The sequence below is a fragment of the Collinsella sp. LCP21S3_C7 genome (assembly GCF_052118485.1).
Classification (GTDB): Bacteria; Actinomycetota; Coriobacteriia; order Coriobacteriales; family Coriobacteriaceae; genus Collinsella.
The window spans coordinates 244588-268861 of the sequence record NZ_JBQKHC010000001.1 but is presented as its reverse complement, the minus strand read 5'-3'; the positions used below and the strand labels follow the sequence as shown (position 1 = coordinate 268861).

Annotated in this window: 15 protein-coding genes and 2 rRNA genes; 13 read left to right on the top strand and 4 right to left on the bottom strand. The window is 58.4% G+C overall.

Annotation, left to right across the window (positions count from 1 at the left end; translation table 11 throughout):
- The 5 genes from ACTQ1E_RS01285 to uvrB form a co-directional block, all read left to right on the top strand.
- A 23S ribosomal RNA gene (locus tag ACTQ1E_RS01285) occupies window positions 1-162 on the top strand; the annotation flags it as partial.
- A 144-nt stretch (window positions 163-306) separates the two neighbouring features.
- A 5S ribosomal RNA gene (rrf, locus tag ACTQ1E_RS01280) occupies window positions 307-422 on the top strand.
- 198 nt (window positions 423-620) lie between these two features.
- Window positions 621-1262, top strand: coding sequence for a dephospho-CoA kinase (gene coaE, locus ACTQ1E_RS01275; protein WP_441564420.1), 642 nt, complete (start codon window positions 621-623; stop codon window positions 1260-1262).
- Window positions 1255-1836, top strand: coding sequence for a lytic transglycosylase domain-containing protein (locus ACTQ1E_RS01270; RefSeq protein WP_427795966.1), 582 nt, complete (start codon window positions 1255-1257; stop codon window positions 1834-1836). Before coaE ends, ACTQ1E_RS01270 begins: the two co-directional genes overlap by 8 nt.
- Window positions 1837-1887: 51 nt before the next feature.
- Entirely contained in the window at window positions 1888-4128 is a 2241-nt protein-coding gene (gene uvrB / locus ACTQ1E_RS01265) for an excinuclease ABC subunit UvrB (protein WP_441068935.1), read from the top strand.
- A 65-nt stretch (window positions 4129-4193) separates the two neighbouring features.
- Here the strand turns inward: uvrB and ACTQ1E_RS01260 are convergent, their stop codons facing one another.
- The 4 genes from ACTQ1E_RS01260 to ACTQ1E_RS01245 all read right to left on the bottom strand — a co-directional run bounded on the left by ACTQ1E_RS01260 (window position 4194) and on the right by ACTQ1E_RS01245 (window position 10316).
- The gene (locus ACTQ1E_RS01260; RefSeq protein WP_441564419.1) at window positions 4194-5834 is read right to left on the bottom strand and encodes an NAD(P)/FAD-dependent oxidoreductase; all 1641 of its coding nucleotides are present in this window, start codon (window positions 5832-5834) and stop codon (window positions 4194-4196) included.
- An 80-nt stretch (window positions 5835-5914) separates the two neighbouring features.
- A complete protein-coding gene (locus ACTQ1E_RS01255) occupies window positions 5915-7186 on the bottom strand; it encodes an NAD(P)/FAD-dependent oxidoreductase (protein ID WP_441564418.1) in 1272 nt (423 codons plus the stop codon).
- Window positions 7187-8017, bottom strand: coding sequence for an Mrp/NBP35 family ATP-binding protein (locus tag ACTQ1E_RS01250; RefSeq protein WP_427718672.1), 831 nt, complete (start codon window positions 8015-8017; stop codon window positions 7187-7189).
- A gap of 145 nt (window positions 8018-8162) precedes the next feature.
- Window positions 8163-10316, bottom strand: coding sequence for an LTA synthase family protein (locus ACTQ1E_RS01245; RefSeq protein WP_441564417.1), 2154 nt, complete (start codon window positions 10314-10316; stop codon window positions 8163-8165).
- Between the two features lie 193 nt (window positions 10317-10509).
- Between ACTQ1E_RS01245 and uvrA the strand changes: the two genes are divergently transcribed.
- The 8 genes from uvrA to ACTQ1E_RS01205 all read left to right on the top strand — a co-directional run bounded on the left by uvrA (window position 10510) and on the right by ACTQ1E_RS01205 (window position 24205).
- Entirely contained in the window at window positions 10510-13389 is a 2880-nt protein-coding gene (gene uvrA, locus ACTQ1E_RS01240) for an excinuclease ABC subunit UvrA (protein ID WP_427728763.1), read from the top strand.
- A gap of 134 nt (window positions 13390-13523) precedes the next feature.
- Complete coding sequence (gene ybaK / locus ACTQ1E_RS01235; protein WP_154517518.1) at window positions 13524-14024, top strand: Cys-tRNA(Pro) deacylase; 501 nt, start codon at window positions 13524-13526, stop codon at window positions 14022-14024.
- Between the two features lie 3 nt (window positions 14025-14027).
- On the top strand, window positions 14028-16325 hold the full coding sequence (murJ, locus tag ACTQ1E_RS01230; protein ID WP_441564416.1) for a murein biosynthesis integral membrane protein MurJ: 2298 nt from the start codon (window positions 14028-14030) through the stop codon (window positions 16323-16325).
- A gap of 60 nt (window positions 16326-16385) precedes the next feature.
- Window positions 16386-18272 carry an excinuclease ABC subunit UvrC gene (gene uvrC, locus ACTQ1E_RS01225; RefSeq protein WP_154517564.1) on the top strand — a complete coding sequence of 629 codons (1887 nt, stop codon included), beginning with the start codon at window positions 16386-16388 and terminating at the stop codon, window positions 18270-18272.
- Window positions 18273-18636: 364 nt separating this feature from the next.
- Entirely contained in the window at window positions 18637-20244 is a 1608-nt protein-coding gene (locus ACTQ1E_RS01220; protein ID WP_154517514.1) for an ABC transporter substrate-binding protein, read from the top strand.
- 157 nt (window positions 20245-20401) lie between these two features.
- Complete coding sequence (locus ACTQ1E_RS01215; protein ID WP_370450641.1) at window positions 20402-21358, top strand: ABC transporter permease; 957 nt, start codon at window positions 20402-20404, stop codon at window positions 21356-21358.
- Between the two features lie 3 nt (window positions 21359-21361).
- Window positions 21362-23377, top strand: coding sequence for a dipeptide/oligopeptide/nickel ABC transporter permease/ATP-binding protein (locus ACTQ1E_RS01210; protein WP_154517511.1), 2016 nt, complete (start codon window positions 21362-21364; stop codon window positions 23375-23377).
- Window positions 23378-24205, top strand: a complete 828-nt coding sequence (locus ACTQ1E_RS01205) for an ABC transporter ATP-binding protein (RefSeq protein WP_154517508.1) — start codon at window positions 23378-23380, stop codon at window positions 24203-24205. It abuts the gene before it with no gap.
- The last annotated feature ends 69 nt before the right edge of the window (window positions 24206-24274 follow it).

The following is a 24274-nucleotide window of genomic DNA, read 5'->3' as shown; positions in this document are numbered from 1 at the left end:
CGGCGCGGATAACCGCTGAAGGCATCTAAGCGGGAAGCCGTTCCAGGGATTAGTTCTCCTTCCGGTAAGGGCCCAGGTAGACTACCTGGTCGATAGACGGCAGGTGCAAGGCTGGCGACAGCCTCAGCCGAGCCGCACTAATCGCCCGAGCTCTTCCGGAACCGCACCTCGCGGCCCGCGGGACCCAGCGCTCACGCGCGGTCCGGGCACGAGGATGCCCCCGAGTCACTCCCCCCTATGCGCCATGCGGCCCCCAGGGCACGTGAGAGAGACACCGGACACCGTAACGGTGGGCGCCGCCCACCGGTCAGCGGCCAGAGCATGGGGGGCACGCCCGGTCCCGTTCCGAACCCGGAAGCTAAGCCCCATCGCGCCGAGAGTACTGCGGGGCCAGCCCGTGGGAGGCCAGGGCGCCGCTGACCGGTGGACGGCACCGAGCCGTGCGCTTGGACTGAGAAGGGGGAGGCCTCGCGGCCTCCCCCTTTTTTGCGCTATATCTATATACAAGCTGTGCCTTGTGAACGGACTCTTCCTTTGACTCTCTTACTGTTTGGCTGTTTTTTGAACCGTCGCTTTGTATTTGCGCGATAATTACTCGCATTGACGTTAGGGAGGGCTTGATGTTTACCGTTTTCGTTTTGGGCAATATTGCTTCGGGTAAATCGACTGCCTGCCGCTTTCTGGAATCTCGCGGAGCCCTGCTTATCGATTTAGACGTTCTTGCCAAATCGCTGTACGTGCCGGGGTCGGATATCGTCAATGCTCTTGCTGAAGAGTTTGGCTGGGATATTTTGGACGAGGATGGCGGTGTTCGACGTAACGTCCTCGCTTCTCGAGCTTTTGTTTCTCCCGATACGGTTGCAAGGCTCAATAGTATTGTGCACCCCGTTCTCGTTGAGCAGCTTTCGCTGAGGATTCTCGATCCTGTTTGCTGTACGGTTTCGTCTCCCCGCTATCCCTTTGCGGCGGTCGAAGTATCTGCTCCGACTGGCTTTGAGGACGCCTTTGGCCTTGTGGATGAAATTATGGTTGTTAGCGCTCCTTTAGCGGTCCGTCGCGAACGCGCTATTCACCGTGGTATGGAGCCATCCGATTTTGATGCTCGCTGTGCTTGCCAACCCGATGAGTCTTCGCTTTGCAGTCTCGCCACGACCGTGATTGATAACGCAGCGGGCGACAGCTCGCTCTTTGAACAACTGGACGCGTGGCTTGCTCGCCATGGCCTTATGGATGCTATGGATAAGGAGACGACAGATGCCTAAGACGCGTTTCTTTACGTGGTATCGCCTTGTGCCGCTGGTTGTCGTTTTCGTCTTTGGCCTTATCTCGCTCGTTTACTCGTGTGCTCCCGCCGCTTTCTTTAAACCGTTCTATCCGATTGACTATGAAGCGTATGTAAAGCAGTCCAGTATTTCGCATAATCTCGATCCGTATCTGGTGTGTGCCGTCATCAAGTCGGAATCAAACTGGGATCCCGAGGCGGAATCAAATCAGGGCGCCCAAGGTCTCATGCAACTTATGCCCGAAACCGCTCAGGATATGATCGCTAAGGGCCTTGTCGACGGGGATGAGTATTCTGCCGATAACCTGAATGACCCCGCTTCGAATATCGAATTTGGGTGCGCGTACCTCTCATACCTGTTGACGTATTTCAATGGGTCGACGGATAGCGCTATTGCTGCTTACAATGCCGGAATGGGCAATGTCGATGGGTGGGCGCAGCAAAACACATCGCTCCATAACGCGATTGCCTTTCCCGAGACGCAAGCCTATTTGATTCGTGTCAATAATGCCTGGGTTCGCTATAAGACCCTCTATCCCGACCGGTTCGTATAGGACTATGCCTGCCGCCTGCGTATACTGCAGATGTATGAGTTAGGAGTGTCCATGGCGGATTTTGAAGTTGAGCGTGTTGGCGGAGAGCTCAAACGTTTTGGCGTTGAGGGCTCTGAGGTACCGTTTGAGGTCGTGTCTCCCTATGAGCCTGCAGGTTCACAGCCTAAGGCCATTGAGTCGCTTGTGCAGGGTGTGAGGGACGGAGACCGCTATCAGGTTTTGCTTGGCGTGACCGGCTCGGGCAAGACCTTTACCATGGCCAAGACCATCGAAGCTCTCGGTAAGCCAACGCTGGTCATGGCCCCCAACAAAACCCTCGCCGCCCAGCTTGCGAGCGAGCTCAAAGAATTCTTTCCCAACAACGCCGTGGTCTACTTCGTCTCGTACTACGACTACTATCAGCCCGAGGCATATGTGCCGCAAAGCGATACGTATATCGAGAAGGATGCTTCGATTAACGAAGAAGTCGAGATGCTTCGACATCAGGCGACCGCCTCGTTGCTTTCTCGACGCGATGTGATCGTCGTTGCTTCGGTGTCCTGCATCTATGGCATCGGCTCTCCTGAGGACTATGCGGGGCTGGCGCCGAATGTCGACAAGAAAGTACCGCTCGAGCGCGATGACTTTATCCATGCGCTCATCGACATTCAGTACGACCGGAACGACTATGACTTGGCGCGTGGCACCTTCCGCGTGCGCGGTGATGTTGTCGATGTGTATCCGCCCTATGCCGAGCATCCGTTGCGATTTGAGTTCTTTGGCGATGAGGTCGAGCTTATCGCCGAAATCGATGAGGTTACCGGTGAGATGCTTCGTGAGTATGAGGCTATTCCCGTGTGGCCGGCATCGCACTATGTGACCGAGAAGCCCAAGGTCAAGGCGGCCTTGAAGTCAATCAGTGAAGAGTGCGAGAAGCGCGTCGCGGAGCTCAAGGCGACCGACAAGTTGCTCGAGGCGCAACGTCTACAGCAACGGACCGATTATGACCTCGAGATGCTCGAGACGATGGGCTTTTGCAACGGCATCGAGAACTACTCGCGTCATCTGGACGGGCGTAAGCCGGGCGAACCGCCGTTTACCTTGATTGACTACTTCCCCAAGGACATGCTCTGCATCATAGACGAGAGCCACGTGACGGTGCCACAGATTCGCGGCATGCACGAAGGCGACCGATCGCGCAAAGTTACGCTTGTTGAACATGGTTTTCGCCTGCCCTCGGCGCTCGACAATCGTCCGCTTCGCTTCGATGAGTTTGAGGCGAGAATCCCCCAGTTCATCTATGTTTCGGCAACGCCGGGCGACTACGAGCTGCGGGTGAGCCAAAACGACGTGGAGCAGATTATTCGTCCGACCGGCCTGCTCGATCCCAAGATTGACGTGCGTCCCGTTCGCGGTCAGATTGACGATCTTGAGGACGAGATTCGCGAGCGCGTTGCCCGCAAGGAGCGCGTGCTGGTGACCACGTTGACCAAGCGCATGGCCGAGGACCTGACCGACCATCTACTTGATGCGGGCATTAAGGTTAATTACATGCACTCTGATACGGCGACAATGGACCGTGTCGAGATCCTGCGAACGCTGCGCGAGGGCAAGATCGATGTTCTCGTTGGCATCAACCTGCTTCGCGAGGGCTTGGATCTTCCCGAGGTCTCACTGGTGGCAATTCTCGATGCCGATAAGGAAGGCTTCTTGCGCAACCGTCGTTCGCTGATTCAGACGATTGGCCGTGCGGCCCGTAACGCCGATGGCGAAGTCATCATGTATGCAGATGTTGTGACCGATTCGATGAAAGCGGCCATCGAGGAGACGCAGCGTCGTCGCGAGATTCAGATGGCATATAACGAAGAACATGGCATTGTGCCCAAGACAGTGCGCAAGGCCATCAACGACATCTCAAGTTTTATTGCCGAGGCCGAAAAAACTGTGGGCTCCAAGGGACGCTCGAAGGGCGACTCTCTTGGCCATGGCGCATTCTATACGCCCGATGAGTCGGGCGAGGGCGGTGTGCCGGAAACGGCGGCGACCGAGCAGACACTTGCGGAGCAGTTGGAAGAACTACCGCATGACGAGCTTGTGCGGATCGTCGAAACCATGGAAGAGGATATGCGTAACGCTTCTGCCGCCATGGACTTTGAGGAGGCGGCGCGCCTGCGTGATGCTGTCGTTCAGATTCGGGCGATGCTCGAGGGTGCGTCTGAGGACGAGACGATCGAGCGCTTACGTTCGCAGGCCCGCAAGGGTTCCACGTTCGCATCGGGTAGAAAACGCCAGGGTGCACGGTTTAAGAAATAGCGAACAGGCCCCGAGTTCCCTGTGGAGCTCGGGGCCTGTGTCTTTTGCGCGCTGGAATTCGTTCGCTAGAGGTCTGCGATCAGGGCTTCGGCACAACGGATACCGTCGGTGGCCGCGCTCATGATGCCTCCGGCATATCCAGCTCCCTCACCACAAGGGTAGAGGCCCGGGGTCGACACGGCATGGCACGTTCGGTCTCGGGTGACAGTGACCGGTGAGCTCGAACGAGTCTCCACGCCGGTAAGAACGGCATCGGGGCGGTCGTAGCCCCGTAGCTTTTTTCCGAGTAGGGGAAGTCCCAGGCGGAGCGACTCGACGATATGCTGCGGCAGGGCTTCGTCAATTGCCGTCCAGGTCACACCGAGCGGATAGGTGGGCTTTACCTTTCCGGGCGCCTTGCTGGCGCGTCCTGCGAGGAAATCTCCGACGAGTTGTGCCGGTGCGTTCCAGTTGGAACCGCCCAGGCGATAGGCGGCCGCCTCGCAGGCGCGCTGGAGCTCGATGCCGGCGAGCGGGTCATCGTCGGGAAGGTCCTCGGGCGTGACGTTAACGAGCAGGGCGGCATTTGCGTTACGGCCGTCGCGGGCATTGAGGCTGGCGCCGTTGACGCACAGGTGGCCCTGCTCGGAAGAGGCGGCGACAACCTGCCCGCCGGGGCACATGCAAAACGAGAACACGCTGCGGCCGTTGGGAAGATGAGCGACGAGTTTGTAGGGGGCTGCTCCGAGGGCAGGATGTCCCGCCGAGGCTCCATATTGGGCTCGGTCGATGTCGCGCTGCGGATGCTCGATGCGAACGCCCATGGCAAAGGTCTTTTGTGCGAGGGCCACGTCGTGGTCCTTAAGGAGTTCAAAAATATCGCGAGCAGAATGCCCGCAGGCGAGGATGAGGTGCTTTGTCTCAATTGGCTCGTAAGCGGCGTCTTGGGATGATTGGACATCAATACCGGTGATGGCGCCAGACGCGTCGATGCGAATGTCGACGAGTTTTGTTCGATAACGGACGACACCTCCGAGTTGCTCGATGCGCTGGGATATAGCGGTAACAACCGTGGGAAGGATGTCGGAGCCAATGTGCGGCTTGGCATCCCACAGAATATCGCGGGGCGCACCCGCCTCGACGAAGGTTTCGAGGATGAGGCGATGGGCGGGATTTTTTGTTCCCGTATTGAGCTTGCCGTCCGAGAAGGTCCCCGCGCCGCCCAGACCAAACTGGATATTGCTCTCGGGGTCGAGGATACGCTCCTTTAGAAAGAGGTCGATCGCCTGCGAGCGGCGAAATGCCGGGTCGCCGCGCTCGATGAGCAAGGGCTTCAGACCTGCTTCGGCAAGGGTGAGTGCGGCGAAAAGGCCGGCGCATCCGGCACCGACGACGACAGGGCGCTCTTTGGGTGCGTCGGAGACGGGGGAGGGGAATGAAGGCTCATCGTCTTCTATCGCGCGTACGCGCGAGCGGTCACGCTCGGCAACGCTGTCGAGCGCTTCTCGCTCGAGGTGGGGACTAGTCAGCTCAACACGAAAGCTCAGGATAAAATGGACGTCTCGTTTTTTGCGAGCGTCGATTGACTTGCGGTGGAGCTCGATGGACTTGATCTCGGAGTCCTTGCAACGCAGGACGCGCTTGGCGAATCGCTTGCCAACAATGAGGCAGGCATTTTCATCGCCGGCTTCATCGAGTGACGCGTTGACTTGGGTGAGTTCGATCATCGAGGTCTCCTTAGAGGCAAGAAAGAGGCCGTCCGGTATCCCAGACGGCCCGAATGCGTTTTTGATTATAGACTGTGCGGCTACAGGCTGCTTGCAGCGCGAATGCCCGAGATCCAGGCCCACGCAAGGTTAAAGCCTCCGCAATCGGCGTCGATGTCGAGCGCTTCGCCGCAGACGTAAAGCGGGGCGTCGACAACGCTGCACGCGTGTAGACTGGGTGTTGAGATGCTCTCGACAGATACGCCACCACGCGTGACCTGCGCCGAGCGCTCCTCGGCTGTTCCCTCGACGAGCAACTTAAAGTGCTTGAGGATCGAGACCAGGTGGACGACATCGTTGGAGCCTGGATGGCACTGCTCGAACGCTGTGCAGACGACACGGGAGAGTTGCGGGGCGAGCATGCCGTCGAGCCAACGGGGATCGCGGGGCGAAAAGACGCCGAGCAGCTTAACGCGCCTGTTAAGCATATCGAGCAACTCGTCTTTAGAGAGGTCGGGGAAAACGTCGAGCAGGATCGTATCGCCGCGCTGGATACGACGGGAGAGGTTGAAGACAGCGACGCCCGAGATACCGAAGGTTCGAAACAGTACTTCACCGTCTTCGTGCCAGAGCTCACTATGGTTACGGGTGAGCGTCAAGCGGGCGCGGACGCGCAGACCATCCAACGTCTTGAGTGCCGCCCGATCGCCGACAACCGTTGCCGATACGGGGCAGAGGATGGGGCGCAGCGAAGTGAGGGGGAGGCTAAACGTATCGGCGATAACGGTGGGGTTGCCACCCGTGGCGATAATTACGGCATGTGCCTCCAGGGCCTCGTTCTTGCGAGGGACATCGGCGAGTGCTTTCCGAAGCGAGCGGAGCTCCGATTTTCGGTCGTCGTGCTTTTTTGCCTTGAGTGCCCGCGCTGGACGGTTTATTTGGAGTGCCCAGCCTTCGGAAGCTTTGTGCGCCGAGGCAACGTTGGCTCCGCAGATTAAGGTGATACCCAGGCGGTCGCAAACGTTGAGAAGCGCGTCGCGTACCGATTCGGCGCGAAGGGAGCGCGGGTACAGCCGGCCTTCCTCGGAGGTTGTCATGATGCCCAGCGAGGAGAAGAAACCCATAAGCTCTTGTTCGGGCTGGGGGCCCATGACGGATTCGACGAATGCGGGGTGGTTATACCGCTGTGGTTCAATCGATTCGTTGGAGAGGTTGCAGCGGCCGTTGCCGGTCGCAAGGAGCTTAAGGCCGCAGGCGACATCGCGCTCAACGATGCAGACGCTTTTGCCAGCGCGTGCGGCCGTAATGGCGGCGGCGAGGCCTGAAGCCCCGCCGCCGATTACCAGGACGTCATAGAAGGCGCTCGTGTTCACTTAGGCCTCGTCGGTCTCGTGCGGGGCAATGGCCTCGACGGCAGAGACGGCCTGGGGCAACATGCCGTCGGGCAGCGCGGTCTCGACCTCGCCCTTATCGCAGGCCTCGGCGAGTGCCGGATTAATGGGAAGCTGGCCCAAGATGTCGAGGTTATAGCGCTCTGCGACCTCGGGGAGCTTGCTCTTGCCAAAGACCTCGATCTTCTTGCCGCAGTCGGGGCACTCAATATAGCTCATGTTCTCGACAATGCCCAGAATGGGGACGTTCATCTTCTCGGCCATGTTAACCGCCTTGGCGACGATCATCGAGACCAGATCCTGCGGGCTCGTGACGATGACGATGCCGTCGACGGGCAGCGACTGGAAGACGGTGAGCGCGACGTCGCCTGTTCCCGGAGGCATGTCGACCAGCAGGTAGTCGATGGGGCCCCACGAGGTCTCGCTCCAGAACTGCCTAATGGCGCCTGCGATGACCGGACCGCGCCAAAGGACGGGGTCGGTCTCGTTTTGGAGCAGCAGGTTGGAGCTCATGACCTTGACGCCGTGCTCGGAGATTTCGGGCAGCATAAGGTTGCCAAGGGCATGGACGTGGCGTCCGCTCATACCGAACATCTTGGGGATAGAGGGACCGGTGATGTCGGCATCGAGGACGCCGACCTTGTGGCCGTGACGGGCAAGCTCGGTGGCGATGGCACCGGTGACAAACGACTTGCCGACACCGCCCTTGCCGGAAAGCACGGCGATGACGCGTTTGACCTCGGACAGCGTGTTCTCCTCAAATTGCGACGGCGACGTTTGTCCGCCGGCGGCCTGTGCGTGCTCGCAACCCATGTATGACTCCTTTGTATATGTTGGGGCCGGAGCCCCGTGATGTGACACGAGCGTCATTGTACCCTCGTTTGCGAGCGGGAGTCATTTGTGATGCATTTGGGCCGAGCGTGCTTGCAATACGATGGGCCCAAGCGAATGAGCGGGCTTACTGAACTTTGCTGGCGAACTCGAGGTATTGCATGCGCTGCAGCTTGTCGATCGTCGAGGCGTATGGGCTGTCTTCAGCTTCCAAATCGTAGCGCAGCCCGTCGGCACCAAGATAGCCGGCGACATTGATGGTGGGCACATCTGACCTTGTTGCAAGCAGAGCCTTTTGATAGTCGGTGAGCGGGGCGCCGATCTTATTAAGGGTAATGGCTGCAATCTCGTTTGCCCCGACGGTGTCGTAGACGTTGAGCTCGGTATTGCCGGCGATTTCATAGTTAGCCCAGACGAAATAGGTCGACTGATAGATACGGAAAGCGTGGCTTGCCGTATCTTCCTGAGGGTACAGCTCGTCGTTGAGAGTCGTTGCGGCGCTCGGCTGATGGTCGCCAAAAAAGACAAGAACAACCGGTCTGCCGATATTGCGGAGCTCGTTGATAAAGTACTCGAGGTCCCGGTCGGATGCGTTGATGCAGGTAAGATAGGTGTTGAGCGCGCTATTGGCGCCCTCGCTGGCTCCCTCGACCCAATAGTTTGTCAGCTCTTCGGCGGGAACGGTGCCATAGTCGTAGCCGCCGTGATTTTGCATCGTGACGTCAAAGATGAACTGCGGGGCTTCGTCGGTTCTAAGCAGGTCGAGTATCTTGTCGTAGGTGGCGTAGTCGCATACGCCGGCATGGTAACAGGGCGCACCTTCGAAATCGCCGATTGAAAGAAAGTCTCCAAAGCCCAGCTGCTGATAGATTTTATCTCGATGGTAGTTGACGGGGTTTTGCGGGTGCATAGCGGTAGCGGTATACCCAAGCTCCTTAAGGTCCTTTGCCAGGCTGTTGACGCCATTCATCTGATATAGCTGATAGGGGATTTTGCCTAATCCGACAAAGGCCGTTGTCGCTCCGGTCAAAAATTCGAATTCGGAGTTCGCCGTTCCGCCACCGGCGACCGAAGCGAGCATGGTGCCGCGAACAAGTGTGTCGGGAAGCGAGTTGTAGAATGCGGGGCCGGTGTACCCGGCCGCCTGGAGCTGCTCAAAGCACGAAAGGTCGCTAAAACTCTCGTTCATGACGGCAACAATCGTCGGCTTGATTTCATTGAACTGGGCAACGGCCGCCGCGCGCTGCTCGCTCGAGCCATACGTGCTGTCGTAGGTGGCGGCGAGCTCCTGCTCGATGCTCTGCGCCTCATCGGGCGTATAGTCTTCGGGCTTCTCAATGGGCAACTCGTTGACCATTTCGGTGAACGAAGTGATAAAACCCTGAGACGCATACGTGGTGATGGGCTGCCAACGGTCAAATCCAAAATTCAGCGCCTGCTCCAAGTCGATGCTGGAAAAGCCCGAGAGCCCCACAACGGTCACTAGCAGAAAAGCGCAGAGGTTAGCGGCGATTGCGGGGAAGACATGGGTGGGCGTACGGAGCTTTCTCGGTCGGATAAGCGAAAGAAGCCCCAGGGAAATCTCTAGCAGGGCTAGAGAGGTTACGATTCCGGCGGTAAAGGTAAACTCGTATCCCTCGCTCACTTCCATTGCGGTGCCAAGGGCCAAGATATCGCTTGGCAGGATGGCCTCGCCTTTAAACGTTATGACGAAGTGCTCGGCAATGCCAAGGATGCAACAGACGACGGGCACGAGGACCATGACGCCTCCATGACGCTGTCCCAGCAAATAAAGGGAGAGCAGAACCGTCGCGAGCAGCCCGACGGAAAACCCGAATGAGTTGGCGGGAATGCGATAGAACGTTTCGTTGCAGGCAATTTCGAGTGAAACGAACGAGAGCGCTGAAACAGCGGCGATGACAAGGATGTCACGGCAAATACAGGCAACCGTTCCCGTCGCAAGATCGGTTTGGTCGATAAGTCCCGAAACCAAGGGCTCGACAAGAAGTATGACGGCGGCAGCACCGAGCGCCGAATAAGAAAGGACCCATAGGGAACTGCCCTCATTTACGAGCAATTGATTCGTAATCCATGCAGCTACCATGCCGAGCGGGATGAGGAGCGTCGCGCACCAAAAGACGCGGGCAATGGGCGGCTTTTCATTGTGTTTGATTGAAAAATACACGCGCACGACGACGGTGGCCACGATAAGGACGGCGATGAATATGGGCAGATTGGCCATGTCGCTCGAAGTGATTTCAAGGGGGATATCTTCGGTCATGGACGTTCCTCTGTTACAGCAAATTAAGTTCAGTATTAGATTACTGTAACCTTTCCACGGCATTTCGAGAAACAAAGCGCCCGATACGCAAAGCTAAAGGTCTGCGAATCTTGTATTACGAACATCTGTGCGCGTCGAGTGCGCTAAACTCATCGGCAGTATGATTCGATGCAATAGGAGGCAAGGAGCTTCCATGTCTGATTCTTCTATCGTTATTCGCGGCGCTCGTGAGCACAACCTCCGTGATATCGATGTTTCCATTCCGCGTGACCAACTCGTGGTCATTACCGGTCTTTCTGGCTCGGGCAAGAGCTCGCTGGCATTTGACACTATCTATGCCGAGGGCCAGCGTCGATACGTCGAGAGCCTTTCGAGCTATGCGCGCCAGTTCTTGGGCCAGATGGACAAACCCGACTTGGATTCAATCGACGGCCTTTCGCCGGCGGTGTCGATCGACCAAAAGACGACGTCTAAAAACCCTCGCTCGACGGTTGGCACCGTAACCGAGATTTATGACTATCTGCGCCTGCTGTTCGCCCGTGTGGGCACCCCGCACTGTCCCGAATGCGGCCGCGTCATTGAGCGCCAGACGACCGACCAGGTTGCCGACAAGGTCTTGGCGGCGGGGGAGGGTCGCCGCGCGTTTGTGCTGGCACCGGTGGTGCGCGGGCGAAAAGGCGAGTACACCAAACTGTTTGAGGACCTTCGCGCCGAGGGCTTTAGCCGCGTGCGTGTCGACGGTGAAGTGCGCTCGCTCGACGATCCAATCGATCTGGACAAGAAGTTCAAGCACGATATCGAGGTCGTGGTCGATCGCATCGTGATCCGTGAGAACTCTCTGGGCCGTATCGCCGAGTCCGTTGAGCAGGCGACCGCGCTGGCTCACGGCAATGTAAATGTGTACATGCTGCCCGATCGTGATGCTCCCGAGGGGACCGAGGGCGAGCTGCTGGAGTATTCGTTGGCCTTGGCGTGCCCGGAGCATGGACACTCCATTGACGATCTTCAGCCGCGTGATTTTTCGTTTAACGCTCCCTATGGCGCATGTCCTGAGTGCGACGGCCTGGGCTTTAAGAAAACCGTTGATGCCGAGGCGCTGATCGAGGACCCCTCGAAGTCCATTGCCGACGGAGTCTTTGGTAGCCTGTTTGGCAATTCGAACTACTACCCGCAGATTTTTGCTGCGGTCTGTAAACACTTTAAGGTAAGCGCCGATACGCCGTGGGAGGACTTGCCCCCTCGCGTGCGTCGTGCATTCTTGGATGGCCTGGGCGATACGAAGATCTCGGTTGACTACCAAAAGCTCGACGGACGTCGTAGCCAGTGGGATACCAAGTTTTCGGGCGTTCGCAACATCCTGTACGAACGCTATACCGAGACGACGAACGAGAACACCAAGGCGCGCTTGGAGAAGTACATTCGCGAGGAACCGTGCTCGAGCTGCCACGGCGCTCGCTTGCGCCCTGAGATGCTCGCCGTCACCGTGGGCGGCAAGTCCATTTACGAGGTTTGTTGCCTGTCGTGCCGTGAGTCGCTCGAGTTTTTTGAGGGCCTGGAGCTCACCGAGCGCCAACAGTTTATCGGCGGGCGCATCGTCAAGGAAATCCTGGAGCGCTTGCGTTTTCTGGTCGATGTTGGACTCGACTATCTGACGCTCGATCGTGCCTCGGCGACGCTTTCTGGTGGCGAGGCGCAGCGTATTCGCCTGGCAACACAGATCGGCGCCGGCCTCATGGGTGTCCTGTACATTTTGGACGAGCCATCGATCGGCCTTCATCAGCGCGATAACGAGCGCCTGATCAAGACCCTTGAGCGTCTGCGCGATATCGGCAATACCGTCATCGTCGTCGAACACGACGAGGACACGATCCGTGCCGCCGACTACGTGATCGACATGGGGCCCGGCGCCGGCGTCAACGGCGGACACGTAGTCGCGGCGGGAACGCCTGCCGATATCATGGCGTGTCCTGAGTCGATGACGGGCGCTTATCTGACCGGCAAACGAATGATCCGGGTGCCTGATGAACGGCGCAAGCCCGGTCGCGGCTGCCTTAAAATTACGGGCGCTCGAGCTAACAACCTCAAAAACGTTACTGCCAAGATCGAGTTTGGTACGCTTACGGTTGTTACCGGCGTGTCGGGATCGGGCAAGAGCTCCCTGGTTACCGACACCATTGCGCCTGCCCTTACGAATGCTATTCACCGTTCGACGCGCCCTGTGGGTCCGTATAAGAAAATCGAGGGCATCGAGTGTATCGATAAGGTTATCGATATCGACCAGTCGCCGATTGGCCGCACACCGCGTTCCAACCCTGCTACCTATATTGGCCTGTGGGATGATCTTCGCGCGCTGTTTGCGAGTACGCCGGAGTCGAAGGCGCGCGGCTACTCGCCGGGTCGTTTCTCCTTTAATGTGAGTGGCGGGCGCTGTGAGGCGTGCAAGGGCGACGGACAGATCAAGATCGAGATGCACTTCCTTCCCGATATCTACGTTCCCTGCGAAGTTTGCGGCGGTAAACGCTACAACCGTGAGACACTCGAGGTCACCTACCGTGGCAAGACCATCTCGGACGTGCTCGACATGAGCGTCACCGAGGCGCTGGCCTTCTTTGGGAATATCCCGCAGATTAAGCGCAAGCTTCAGACTTTGTATGACGTTGGCTTGGGCTATGTGAGTTTGGGGCAGCCTGCCACGACGCTTTCGGGCGGCGAGGCGCAGCGTGTGAAACTCGCCAAGGAGCTTCATCGACGCCAGACGGGCAAGACGTTCTATATTTTGGACGAGCCGACGACCGGCCTTCATTTTGAGGACGTCCGCCAGCTGCTCGATGTGCTGCAGCGCTTGGTCGATGCGGGCAACACGGTGCTGGTGATTGAACACAACCTTGATGTCATCAAGGTTGCCGACCGCCTGATCGATATGGGTCCCGAGGGCGGCAATGGCGGCGGAACCGTCGTGGTCTCGGGTACGCCGGAGCAGGTCGCGGCATGTTCGCAGAGTTACACGGGCAAGTTCTTGGCACCGCTGCTCAAGCGCGACCGCGAGCGTCAGGCACAACTCGACGCCCAGTAAAGAGACGCCGTCGTACGAGAAGCGCCACCGATTCCTTTCGATTCGGTGGCGCTTCTGTGTGTCGAGATGACGTATGCGGCTAAATTGGACATATACTTAGGCGTTACGTTCGAATGCGAGGGAAGGGACATGCCATGGCAAAGGCTGCAAAGACGCCGAAAACCAATGCGATGCGCGAGCTGGAAAACGCCGGCATCTCCTATATTCTCCATACGTATGAAGACGATGGCGATGAGTCGGTGGGTTTAGGCGTTGCAATTTTGGAACAACTTGGCGAGGAGCCTGGCCAGGGGTTTAAGACCTTGGTTTGCGTGACGCCGTCCAACGAACACGTTGTGTGCTGTCTTCCCGTTGCCGACGAGCTTGACCTAAAGGCCGCCGCGCGCGCCGCTGGTGAAAAGTCGCTGACCATGATGCATGTCAAGGACTTGCTTGCCGCGACGGGGTATGTCCGGGGCGGCTGCAGTCCAGTCGGCATGAAAAAACGCTTTCGGACGCTGATCGATGAGACATGCGTCCTTTGGGATACCATTTTTATCTCAGGCGGTAAGCGTGGCTATCAACTTGAGCTTGCCCCCGACGACTTAGTTGCATTTTGCGGGGCGACGGTTGCCCCGATCACGAGAGAGGACTGAGCGATGCCGCAGGAAGAATCGAAGCGCGGAGCTCACTTTGCAAAGGGTTCGGCTTCTCAGACGCCCGCGCCTGAGGCTTCTTCGGTCGATGACCAGATTCGAAACGCTTGGTCCGTTGCTGCAGATCCAGGGGAGACGGCTGTGTATTTGCGTGCCGCCGGTGCCGGTACGGTGCCTCCCCGTACGATTCTCTCTTCGGCTCGTCCCGATGAGACGGCGGTGTTTTTGGCCGCGGCTCAATCCCGTGCCGGACGGATGCCTGACGCCGGGGCGTCTCGTGCGCCGCGTCCCGATGAGACGGCGGTGTTTTTGATGGCGGCTCAGGGAAAGGGCGCACTGCAGGGTGTCCCAGCCGATCGTCCCGCGAGGCCTGCAACCGACGGTGATGGCGAGCAGTTGCTTTTGGATGACGAGTGGTCACCGCTCGGCTCGACCGATCCGGTCGAGGGCGTTGCTGTTGAGGACGATGATTGGGATCCTTTGTCGTTTTCTGGTCGAACCGCTGCCGCCAGGGAAGTTGACACGGTGTTTGGTAATAATGCCGCAGCTAACGATGACGCTTCGTTTGACAACGATGTCACGCCTGTTGACGGAGCTTTTTCTGCCGATGATGCCGTTTTGGTCGACGACCCCTTCGCGATAATCGATGAGCCTGATATCGAGGCTGATTCTCGACAACACACTGAAGTCAGCCCCCAATCACAGGACGACGTAGATGATATGGGCTCGTCGGACTACTCTACGGTTGGCCGTTCTGCCGGCCTCATGACTGCACTGACCATTGTGTCGCGCGTCACCGGGTTTATCCGTACTTGGGCTATGGCTGCCGCCATCGGCATGTCGCTGCTCTCGTCTTCCTATCAGGTCGCCAACAACCTGCCCAATATGCTCTATGAGCTCGTGATGGGCGGTATGTTGGTTACCGCCTTTTTGCCGGTGTACATGGGCGTGCGTCGTGAGCAGGGTCGCGACGCCTCAAACGAATACGTAGGTAATCTGCTCGGCATCCTGCTTTTGCTGCTGGGCGGCATTTCGGTGTTGGGCACCGTGTTTGCTCCGGGCTTTATCTGGACGCAGTCGTTCCTTTCGGGCGATGGCGGAAGCATGGATACCGCTGCATTCATGTTCCGTTTCTTTGCCATTCAGATTTTGTTCTACGGCCTGGGCTCGGTGTTCTCGGGCGTTCTTAACGCGCATCGTGACTACTTTTGGTCGACGTTCGCCCCGGTACTCAACAATGTGATTGTCATTGCGAGTTTTATGGGCTTCGCTCCCGTATCTGCCTGCTTTGGTGAGCAAGCGGGCGTCGTTTTGATTTCGCTCGGCACGACGCTTGGCGTTTTTGTCCAGATGGCGTGCCAGATTCCCGCACTCGGTAAGCATGGTGTCCGGCCTCATATTCATATCGACTTCAAGGATCCTGCACTGCGACAGACGCTCGCGCTCGGCGTCCCGACGTTGCTCGCTACGGTATGCATGTTCGTGTCGACTTCCATTACCAACGCAGCCGCGCTGGTGGTGCAGCCCGAGACCGGTCCTTCTGTAATTGCCTATGCGCGCCTTTGGTACACACTGCCTTATGCCTTGATAGCCGCCTCGCTCTCGACGGCGCTTTATACCGAGCTTTCGCACGATGCCCAGGAAAAGGATTATGACAGCGTGCGCGCTGGTATCTCGCGCGGCGTGGCCCAGATGCTCTTCTTCCTGATTCCTTTCGCGCTATATCTCATTGTGTTTGCCCGTCCGCTCAACATGATTTATTGCGCCGGCAAGTTTGACGAGTCGGGTGTGGCGCTTGTGTCCGAGTTTCTGGTTTATCTGGCGCTCTCCCTGCCGCTCTACGGCGTGGTCGTGTTGATGCAGAAGAGCTTCTCGGCGTTGCTCGACATGAAGCCCTATAGCCGCTATTGCCTATACTCTGCCATCGGTCAGGCTGGTTCGGTTCTGCTGTTTGGTGTGGTGATGGGCTATGGCATGCCTGCGATTGCGATTTCGTATGTTGTCGACTATGTGATTCTGGTCGGCTGTTCGCTGTGGTGGCTGCGTCGTCGTCTGCAGGGTCTTCAGGTCAAATCTATTCTGCACGGCTGCTTCTATGGCCTTTTGCTCGGCGGCCTGGGTGCCGCAGCGGGTGCCGGCGTTTTGTGGGCGCTCGAGAGTTTTGTCGGAGCGCTTGGCGGATCGATTCTTATTACCTTGGGCTATGTTTGCATCGCGGGCATGGTTTCGCTTGCCGTGACTTTTGGCCTTGCCGTCCTTCTTAAGATGCCTGAGGTCTCCGCGCTTCTTCGCCGCAGGTAGGCAGTCGTGGCAGGTCATGACAACATTCCAACGCTTGCCGAACAGGTTTCGCGTGTGCCCATGCAGCCTGGCTGCTACCTTTGGAAAGATGCCAAGGGCGATGTCATTTACGTTGGCAAGGCTAAAAATCTGCGCTCGCGCATGCGTCAATATGTGACGCTGCAGGACGAGCGCCAAAAGATTCCACTGATGATGCAGCTGGTTGCGAGCTTTGACTATATCGTTGTCGAGAACGAGCACGAGGCGCTGGTGCTCGAGCGCAACCTGATCGGTCAATACCATCCGTACTTTAATGTCGACCTTAAGGACGATAAGAGCTATCCCTTTATCGCTATCACCAAGAGCGATCTGTTCCCAGCTATTAAATATACTCGTGAGCGTCATAAGCCGGGAACGCGTTATTTTGGTCCCTATACCGACAGCCGCGCGGCGCGCGAGACCATTGATACGCTGCGCAAGGTAATCCCGATCTGCTCGGCTTCTTGTGCGGAATGGCGTCGATGCCGCCGTATCGTCGAGTCCCACAAGGGCGAAGAAGATATCGTCAATATGATTTGCGCTCAAAACGGGCGTCCCTGCTTTGACTTCCATGTTGGCCGCGGTCCGGGGGCATGCGTCGGTGCGATCTCTCCAGCCGACTATGCTAAAAACGTTAAACGCGTCGAGCGATTTTTGTCGGGCCATCGTAAAGATGTCGTTGATGAGCTTACATCCGAGATGACGGACGCCGCCGAAGCGCTCGATTTTGAGCGGGCGGCGCGCGTCAAGCGTCGCTTGGAAGTTATTAGGGGCCTGGACGACCGACAGCAGGTCGTTTTTCCGTCGAGTGTCGATCTCGATGTGATTGGTTTCTATCGAGAAGAGACCATTTCGGCCGCCTGCGTGTTTGTTGTGCGCGAGGGGCGAACGGTTCGAACCTGTGAGTTCATTCTCGATAAGGGCCTGGATGTCGATGAAGAGGAGCTTCAGTCGGGCTTTCTCAAGCGCTATTACGACGAGACGGCTGATATTCCAGCCGAGGTGAACCTTTCCGTCGAGCTTGAGGATGCGGAGGCGCTAGGGGAGTGGCTTTCGGACAAGCGCGAGCGTTCCTGTCATCTCCATAGGCCTCAGCGCGGCGAAAAACACCGGTTGCTCGATATGGCATCTAAAAATGCGCGTCATGCCCTCATGCGTTATATGATGCGCACGGGATACGCCGACGATCGCACCAATCGAGCGCTCCTGGAGCTTGAGAGCGCCTTGGCGCTACCTGCGCCGCCAATGCGAATCGAGTGCTTCGATATCTCTACGCTTCATGGCACCTTTACGGTTGCCTCGATGGTGGTGTTTACCAACGGCCACGCCGACAAGAGCCAGTACCGCCGCTTTAAAATCCAGGCCGAATTGGACGAGGCGAACGACTTCGTTTCGATGTCCGAGGTTTTGGGGCGTCGCTATGCTCCCGAGCGGATGACCGACGAACGTTTTGGCTCGCGCCCCGATTTGCTCGTTGTCGACGGCGGCAAGCCGCAATTGACGGCTGCAATTAAGCAACTTGAGGCCCTTGGGCTCGATATACCAGTTTGTGGTTTGGCAAAGGCCGATGAGGAGGTTTTCGTGCCTTGGGACGAGACTCCTGTCGTACTTCCGACCGGGTCTGCGTCGCTCTATCTCATCAAGCAGGTGCGCGACGAATCGCACCGTTTTGCCATCACGTTCCATCGCGAATTGCGCGATAAAGCCATGACGGTTTCGGTACTCGATGACGTTCCAGGCGTGGGACCCACTAGAAAACGTGCAATTATGCGCCATTTTGGCTCGATGAAGCGGTTGCGCGCGGCGAGTGAGCAAGAGATCGCGGAAGTTCGCGGCATACCTGCCGATGTTGCCAAAGCGGTCCACGAGGCGCTCGTTGCATGGAATGCCGAGCGCGCCGAGGCCGCGGCTGGCCATTCCGATAGCTAAACACGAGCATAAACAACTGATATACATGATTGCGCGATTTTCAACCATTTATTTCGCCATGATTGCCTGCTGGTTTCGGGTTTTATTAACGCTAAAACGTTTGACTAACCCAAGTGAAAACCCTGCTATCCTGCGGGTTGACGAAGACTGATATCTCACCTCGCCGATACATACTGTCTGCTGTATCGTTTGTCAACGAATTCGGTGAACGGTAGTAAATACCGTTCAAGCGTATGTATGTATCGGTCGCCGAGCGCGGCACCTCAGTTGGGTTTGTCGGTAGGTAAGGTATATATCGTCCGCAAGTTGCGCGGGGGCAAGTTTAGGTGCTCCCGGGTAAGATTCTCTATTGATAGGAGAAGACATGGCCATCATCAATAAGGGTATGTCCAGGCGTTCGTTCCTCGGCCTCACCGGCAGCGTCGCTGCTGTCGCCGGCTTTGGTCTCACTGGCTGCGGTGGCAGCTCTAGCGACGAGGGTTCCGCTCCCGCCGATTCCGCCAACCGTGGCGGCGGCGTGATCACCGCCGGTTCCGCTTACGCTCCGTCCAGCTTCGACCCCGCCAGCACCGGCTCCGCCGTGGGCCTGGGCGCTAACTGGCACGTCATCGAGGGCCTCTACGGCATCGATTACCACGACTACAGCACTTTCAACGAGCTCGCCACCGATGATCCCAAGTCCGTGGACGACACCACCTTCGAGGTCACCATCCGCAAGGGCGCCAAATTCTCCGATGGCACCGAGGTTACCGCTGACGACGTCGTCGCCTCCTACACCGCTTGCGCCGCTTCTGCCACCTACGCTCCGTTCTTCCAGCCTTTCGAGTCCATCGAGGCCAAGGATGCCAGCACCGTGACGGTCAAGACCAAGGTCCCCAACTTCTCCCTGCTCAAGGATCGTCTGGCCATCATTCGCGTTACTCCTGCCGCCCAGAGCGAGGAGGATCGCGCCAAGCAGCCGATCGGCTCCGGCCCCTGGATGTACGATTCTATCTCCGATACCGAGATCACCCTGGTTCCCAACCCCGAGTACAACGGTGAGTATGCTGCCGAGGATAAGAAGATCCAGTACAGCATCCTGACCGACCCCACCGCTCGCGTCACCGCTCAGCAGGAAGGCTCCACGCTCGTCATGGAGCTCGTTACCGCTGACGCCGTCGACCAGCTCGAGGGCGCTGGCTGCAAGATCGACAACGTCCAGGGCTTCGGCACCCGCTTCATCATGTTCAACGTCGCCAAGGAGCCTTGGAACGACGTCAAGGTCCGTCAGGCTGTCATGTATGCGCTCGACACCGAGAAGATGATCAGCAACACCTTCGCCGGCCTTGCTACCGCTGCCAGCTGCTACCTGCCCAAGAGCTTCACCAACTATCATGAGGCCTCCACGGTGTACAAGACCGACGCCAAGAAGGCCAAGAAGCTTATCGAGGAGTCCGGTATCACCCCGGGCGCCATTACCCTGCGCACCACCGATAACGAGCAGATCAAGGGCATGGCTGCCCAGGTCAAGAACGACCTCGACGCTCTCGGCTTCGATGTGACCATCCAGACCGATACTTCGCCGGCCACCTATGCTGCCATCGACGGCGGCGAGGCCTACGATATCCTCCTTGCCCCTGGCGATCCTTCCTGCTTCGGCGCAGACCCCGACCTGCTGCTCAACTGGTGGTACGGCGACAACGTCTGGATGCAGACCCGTTGCCCGTGGAAGGAGTCCGCTGAGTGGCAGAAGCTCCACGGCCTTATGGACGAGGCTCTTGCCGCCGAGGGCGACGAGCAGCAGAAGAAGTGGAACGAGTGCTTCGACATCATCGCCGACAACGCCGTTCTGTACCCCGTTGTCCACGTTAAGACCGTCTCCGCTTCCTGGAACGATCCGTCCACTGCGCCCAACGGCGAGGCCCTCGATGGCTTCAAGGGCATCGGCACGACGAGCATGTCCTTTAAGGGTGTCGCGACCGTCAAGGCGTAAGACTCGCTTGAGTCTATATGCAGGATGTCGGCCGTTGGGACCGTATCCTCATAGTTGAAACAAAGACCCGGGCGGCAACGATGTCGCTCGGGTCTTGTAATGAGTGTCCGTACTCATATACCAGTTGGTCCTACCGACAAAAGAAAGGGGAGAGAACGTGAACAACTTTCTACGTTTGATTGGAAGGCGTCTCGTGGCGCTGCCGATCATGGCATTGGGCGTCACCGTCCTGGTGTTCTTCCTTATGTCGTTCTCCAAGACCGACCCCGCCTACACGGCGTTGGGTGACGGTGCCTCGCCCGAGGCGGTTGCCGAGTACCATGAGAAGTATGGTCTGGACGACCCCTGGCCCGTGCGCTACGTGCGCTATATGGGCAATTTGATCCATGGCGACATGGGCACCTATGGTGCTGCTCGCAACTCCGTTGCCAAGCGCATCTCCACGGCCCTACCCGTCACGATGCAGCTGACCTTCATCGGTCTTGCCATCGGTGCGGTCGTATCGTTTTTGCTCGGCGTCATCGCGGCACTGTATCGCGATAAATGGCCGGACCAAGTGATCCGCGTCTTTTCCATCGCCGGCTTGGCAACCCCGTCGTTCTGGCTTGCCGTTCTGTTGATCCTGCTGTTCTCTTCCTACCTTAAGGTGCTCCCGGCATCGGGTGCCCTGCCGCACTTCACCACGAATCCGGCTGGCTATCTGGGACGCATGATCATGCCCGCCATCGCCTTGGCATTTCCGCTGACGGGTCAGATGACTCGTATCGTGCGTACCGCCATGGTCGAGGAGCTCGACAAGGACTATGTCCGTATGGCTCGCGGCGCCGGCGTTCCCGAGAAGGTCGTCGTCGGCATCAACGTTCTCCGCAACGCGCTGATCACCCCGGTCACCACCCTCGGTCTTAAGATTGGCTATCTCATGGGCGGCGCCGTCGTCATCGAGGTCATCTTCAACCTCCCCGGCATGGGTACTGCGATCCTGCAGGGCGTTCAGGGCAACGAGGCGAACCTGGTTCAGGGCGTCGTCATCGTCGTTGCTCTTGCCTTCATCATCATCAACATCGTGGTTGACATGCTCTACCTGCTCATCAACCCGCGCATCAGGACGGTGTAGATTATGGTAAAGATTCGAGAGAAGCAAACCGAGCAGCTCGAGAAGGCTGCCTCCAAGGGGCTCAAGCTCGGTGGCTGGAAGAAGATGACGCTGTCTTCTAAGATTGCCGCCATCGTGCTGGTGCTGGTCGCCCTGACTGCGATTCTTGCCCCCCTGCTTGCCCCCTATAGCCCGGTCGAGATCTTTACGGCTCGCCAGGCTCCCGGCAACGGGTTTATCTTCGGAACCGACGACAAGGGCCGTGACATCCTTTCGCGTATGCTCTATGGTGGCCGTTACTCGCTGATCATCGGCTTTGGTGCTACCGCTATGGCTCTGGTCTGTGGCTCCGTTGTCGGTGCTCTTGCTGCGGTTTCGCGCAAGGCCGTCTCCGAGACGATTATGCGCATCCTGGACATCATCATGTCTGTCCCGGGTATCGCCCTCGCAGCCGTCTTCGTTTCCATCCTGGGCAACTCCGTGCCGTCGATTATCTTTGCGATCGGCTTTATGTATACCCCGCAGATCGCCCGTATCGTGCGTGCCAACATCGTATCCGAGTACGGTGAGGACTATGTCCGCGCGGTCATCGTCTCCGGCGCCAAGGCTCCGTGGATTCTGATCAAGCACGTTCTTCGTAACTGCATTGCCCCGATCATGGTCTTCACCGTTACCCTGGTCGCCGACGCCATCATCTTCGAGGCTTCGCTGACCTTTATCGGCGCTGGCATCCAGGAGCCCACTGCTACGTGGGGCAACATCCTCGCCGACGCCCGCGGTGGCGTACTCGCCGGTCGTTGGTGGCAGGCGCTGTTCCCGGGTCTGGCCATCATGATCACCTGCCTGGCGCTCAACATCCTCTCCGAGGGCATTACCGACGCTATGGCTGCTGCTCCTTCCGCCGCCCTGGATCCGACCGATTCCTCCAAGCGCCGCGAGGCCGACCTGCTGGTCTCCGACCCCGTTCGCGCCTACAAGGAGCAGGCCCAGTCCCTGTCCGCCCGTCTTGGCGCCCTGCGCGATGTCGAGCTCAAGCGTAACGACCGCCATGTGCCCGATGAGTCCGTTGAGCCGATTCTTTCGGTCCGCGATTTCTGCATCCAGTTTGAGCACCACGGTGATATCAACGTGGTCGACCATGTCAACTTTGACGTCCGTCCCGGCCAGACCATGGGCCTGGTAGGCGAGTCCGGCTGCGGTAAGTCCATCACCACGCTGGCCATCATGGGCCTGACCGATGAGGACGAGCATCTTTCCGGCGAGGTCCTCTGGGAGGGTCGTGACCTGCTCAAGATGAGCAAGAAGGAGTGGTTCGGCCTGCGCGGTACCGATATCGCCATGGTCTATCAGGACGCCCTGTCCTCGCTCAACCCCTCTATGCTCATCTCCGCCCAGATGAAGCAGCTCACCAAGCGCGGCGGCACCCGCAGCGCCGAGGAGCTCCTGGAGCTCGTCGGCCTCGACCCCAAGCGCACGCTCGAGAGCTATCCGCACGAGCTTTCCGGTGGACAGCGTCAGCGCGTTCTGATCGCTATGGCCCTTACCCGCGACCCCAAGCTGGTCATCTGCGACGAGCCCACGACCGCTCTGGACGTTACCGTCCAAAAGCAGGTCATTAAGCTGCTCAACGATCTTCAGGCCAAGCTCGGCTTTGCCATGATCTTCGTTTCGCATGACCTGGCGTTGGTCGCCGAGGTCGCCCATAACATCACGGTTATGTACGCCGGTCAGGTTATCGAGCAGGCGCCCACCAAGGAGCTGCTCACCAACCCGATTCACGAGTACACCCGCGGTCTTCTGGGCTCCGTTCTGTCCATCGAGAGCGGTTCGGGCCGCCTGCACCAGGTGCCCGGCGCCGTCCCCAGCCCGCGCGATTTCCCCAAGGGCGATCGCTTCGCGCCCCGCTCAAGCCATCCGCACATCGGCCTGGACACCCGTCCGGTCTTCAAGCGCGTGCCCGGCACCGAGCACTTCTATTCCGAGCTCCCCGATGAGGTGCTCAAGGCAAATGGTTTGACCCCTCATGCGGAGGTGATGTAGATGAGCGAGACTGCGGTCAACGGCGTCGAGCCGATTATCTTCCTTGACGATGTCCACGTCACCTTTAGGACCCGTACCGGTTCGATCCTGCACCCCAATCTGGTTCATGCCGTCCAAGGCGTGACCATTAAGCTCATGCCCGGTCAGACGATTGGCATCGTCGGCGAGTCCGGTTGCGGCAAGTCCACCACTGCTAATGTCATGTGCGGCCTGCAGGCCCCCACGAGTGGCAAGGTCTACTTTAAGGGCAAGGACGTCACCAAGCGTACTGCCGAGGATCGTCGTCACATGGGCCGCGTCATCTCGGTCGTGTTCCAGAACCCCGCGACGGCACTCAACCCTCGCATGGTCGTTCGTGAGCAGCTGCTCGATCCCATGCGCGTCCACAACCTGGGTACCGAGGCCGAGCAGGAGAAGCGCGTTAAGGAACTTCTGGAACTCACCGGTCTGCCCAGCTCTGCCGCCGAGGTTCTTCCCGGCCAGCTTTCGGGCGGTCAGCGCCAGCGCGTGGCAATTGCCCGTGCCCTGTCGTTGAACCCTGACGCCATCATCGCCGACGAGCCCACCTCGGCTCTGGACGTTTCGGTCCGCGCGCAGATCCTCAACCTGTTGACCGATCTTAAGAAGGAGCTCGGCCTGGCCATGGTGTTCATTAGCCATGACATCCAGACGGTCCGCTACATCTCTGACGACATCATCGTCATGAACGGCGGCAAGATCGTCGAGCAGGGCGAGGCCAAGCAGGTCTTCCAGAACCCGCAGGACCCCTACACCAAGATGCTGCTCGGTGCTGCGCCGTCGCTGCTGCACCCCAAGCTTGGCGAGTAGGTTCGCTTTCCCTCCTGTGCGCCCGGCTCCCTTGCCGGGCGCACCCTCGTTGCGATTTCGAAAGGTTGG

Bases quoted from the DNA above. Each gene is read 5' to 3' on its own strand.
- ACTQ1E_RS01220 (WP_154517514.1), top strand. From the start codon at position 18,637: ATGGCCATCATCAATAAGGGTATGTCCAGGCGTTCGTTCCTCGGCCTC.
- ACTQ1E_RS01210 (WP_154517511.1), top strand. From the start codon at position 21,362: ATGGTAAAGATTCGAGAGAAGCAAACCGAGCAGCTCGAGAAGGCTGCC.
- uvrC (WP_154517564.1), top strand. From the start codon at position 16,386: ATGCAGCCTGGCTGCTACCTTTGGAAAGATGCCAAGGGCGATGTCATT.
- coaE (WP_441564420.1), top strand. From the start codon at position 621: ATGTTTACCGTTTTCGTTTTGGGCAATATTGCTTCGGGTAAATCGACT.
- ACTQ1E_RS01250 (WP_427718672.1), bottom strand. From the start codon at position 8,017: ATGGGTTGCGAGCACGCACAGGCCGCCGGCGGACAAACGTCGCCGTCG.
- uvrA (WP_427728763.1), top strand. From the start codon at position 10,510: ATGTCTGATTCTTCTATCGTTATTCGCGGCGCTCGTGAGCACAACCTC.
- ACTQ1E_RS01260 (WP_441564419.1), bottom strand. From the start codon at position 5,834: ATGATCGAACTCACCCAAGTCAACGCGTCACTCGATGAAGCCGGCGAT.
- uvrB (WP_441068935.1), top strand. From the start codon at position 1,888: ATGGCGGATTTTGAAGTTGAGCGTGTTGGCGGAGAGCTCAAACGTTTT.
- ACTQ1E_RS01270 (WP_427795966.1), top strand. From the start codon at position 1,255: ATGCCTAAGACGCGTTTCTTTACGTGGTATCGCCTTGTGCCGCTGGTT.
- ACTQ1E_RS01245 (WP_441564417.1), bottom strand. From the start codon at position 10,316: ATGACCGAAGATATCCCCCTTGAAATCACTTCGAGCGACATGGCCAAT.
- ACTQ1E_RS01205 (WP_154517508.1), top strand. From the start codon at position 23,378: ATGAGCGAGACTGCGGTCAACGGCGTCGAGCCGATTATCTTCCTTGAC.
- murJ (WP_441564416.1), top strand. From the start codon at position 14,028: ATGCCGCAGGAAGAATCGAAGCGCGGAGCTCACTTTGCAAAGGGTTCG.
- ybaK (WP_154517518.1), top strand. From the start codon at position 13,524: ATGGCAAAGGCTGCAAAGACGCCGAAAACCAATGCGATGCGCGAGCTG.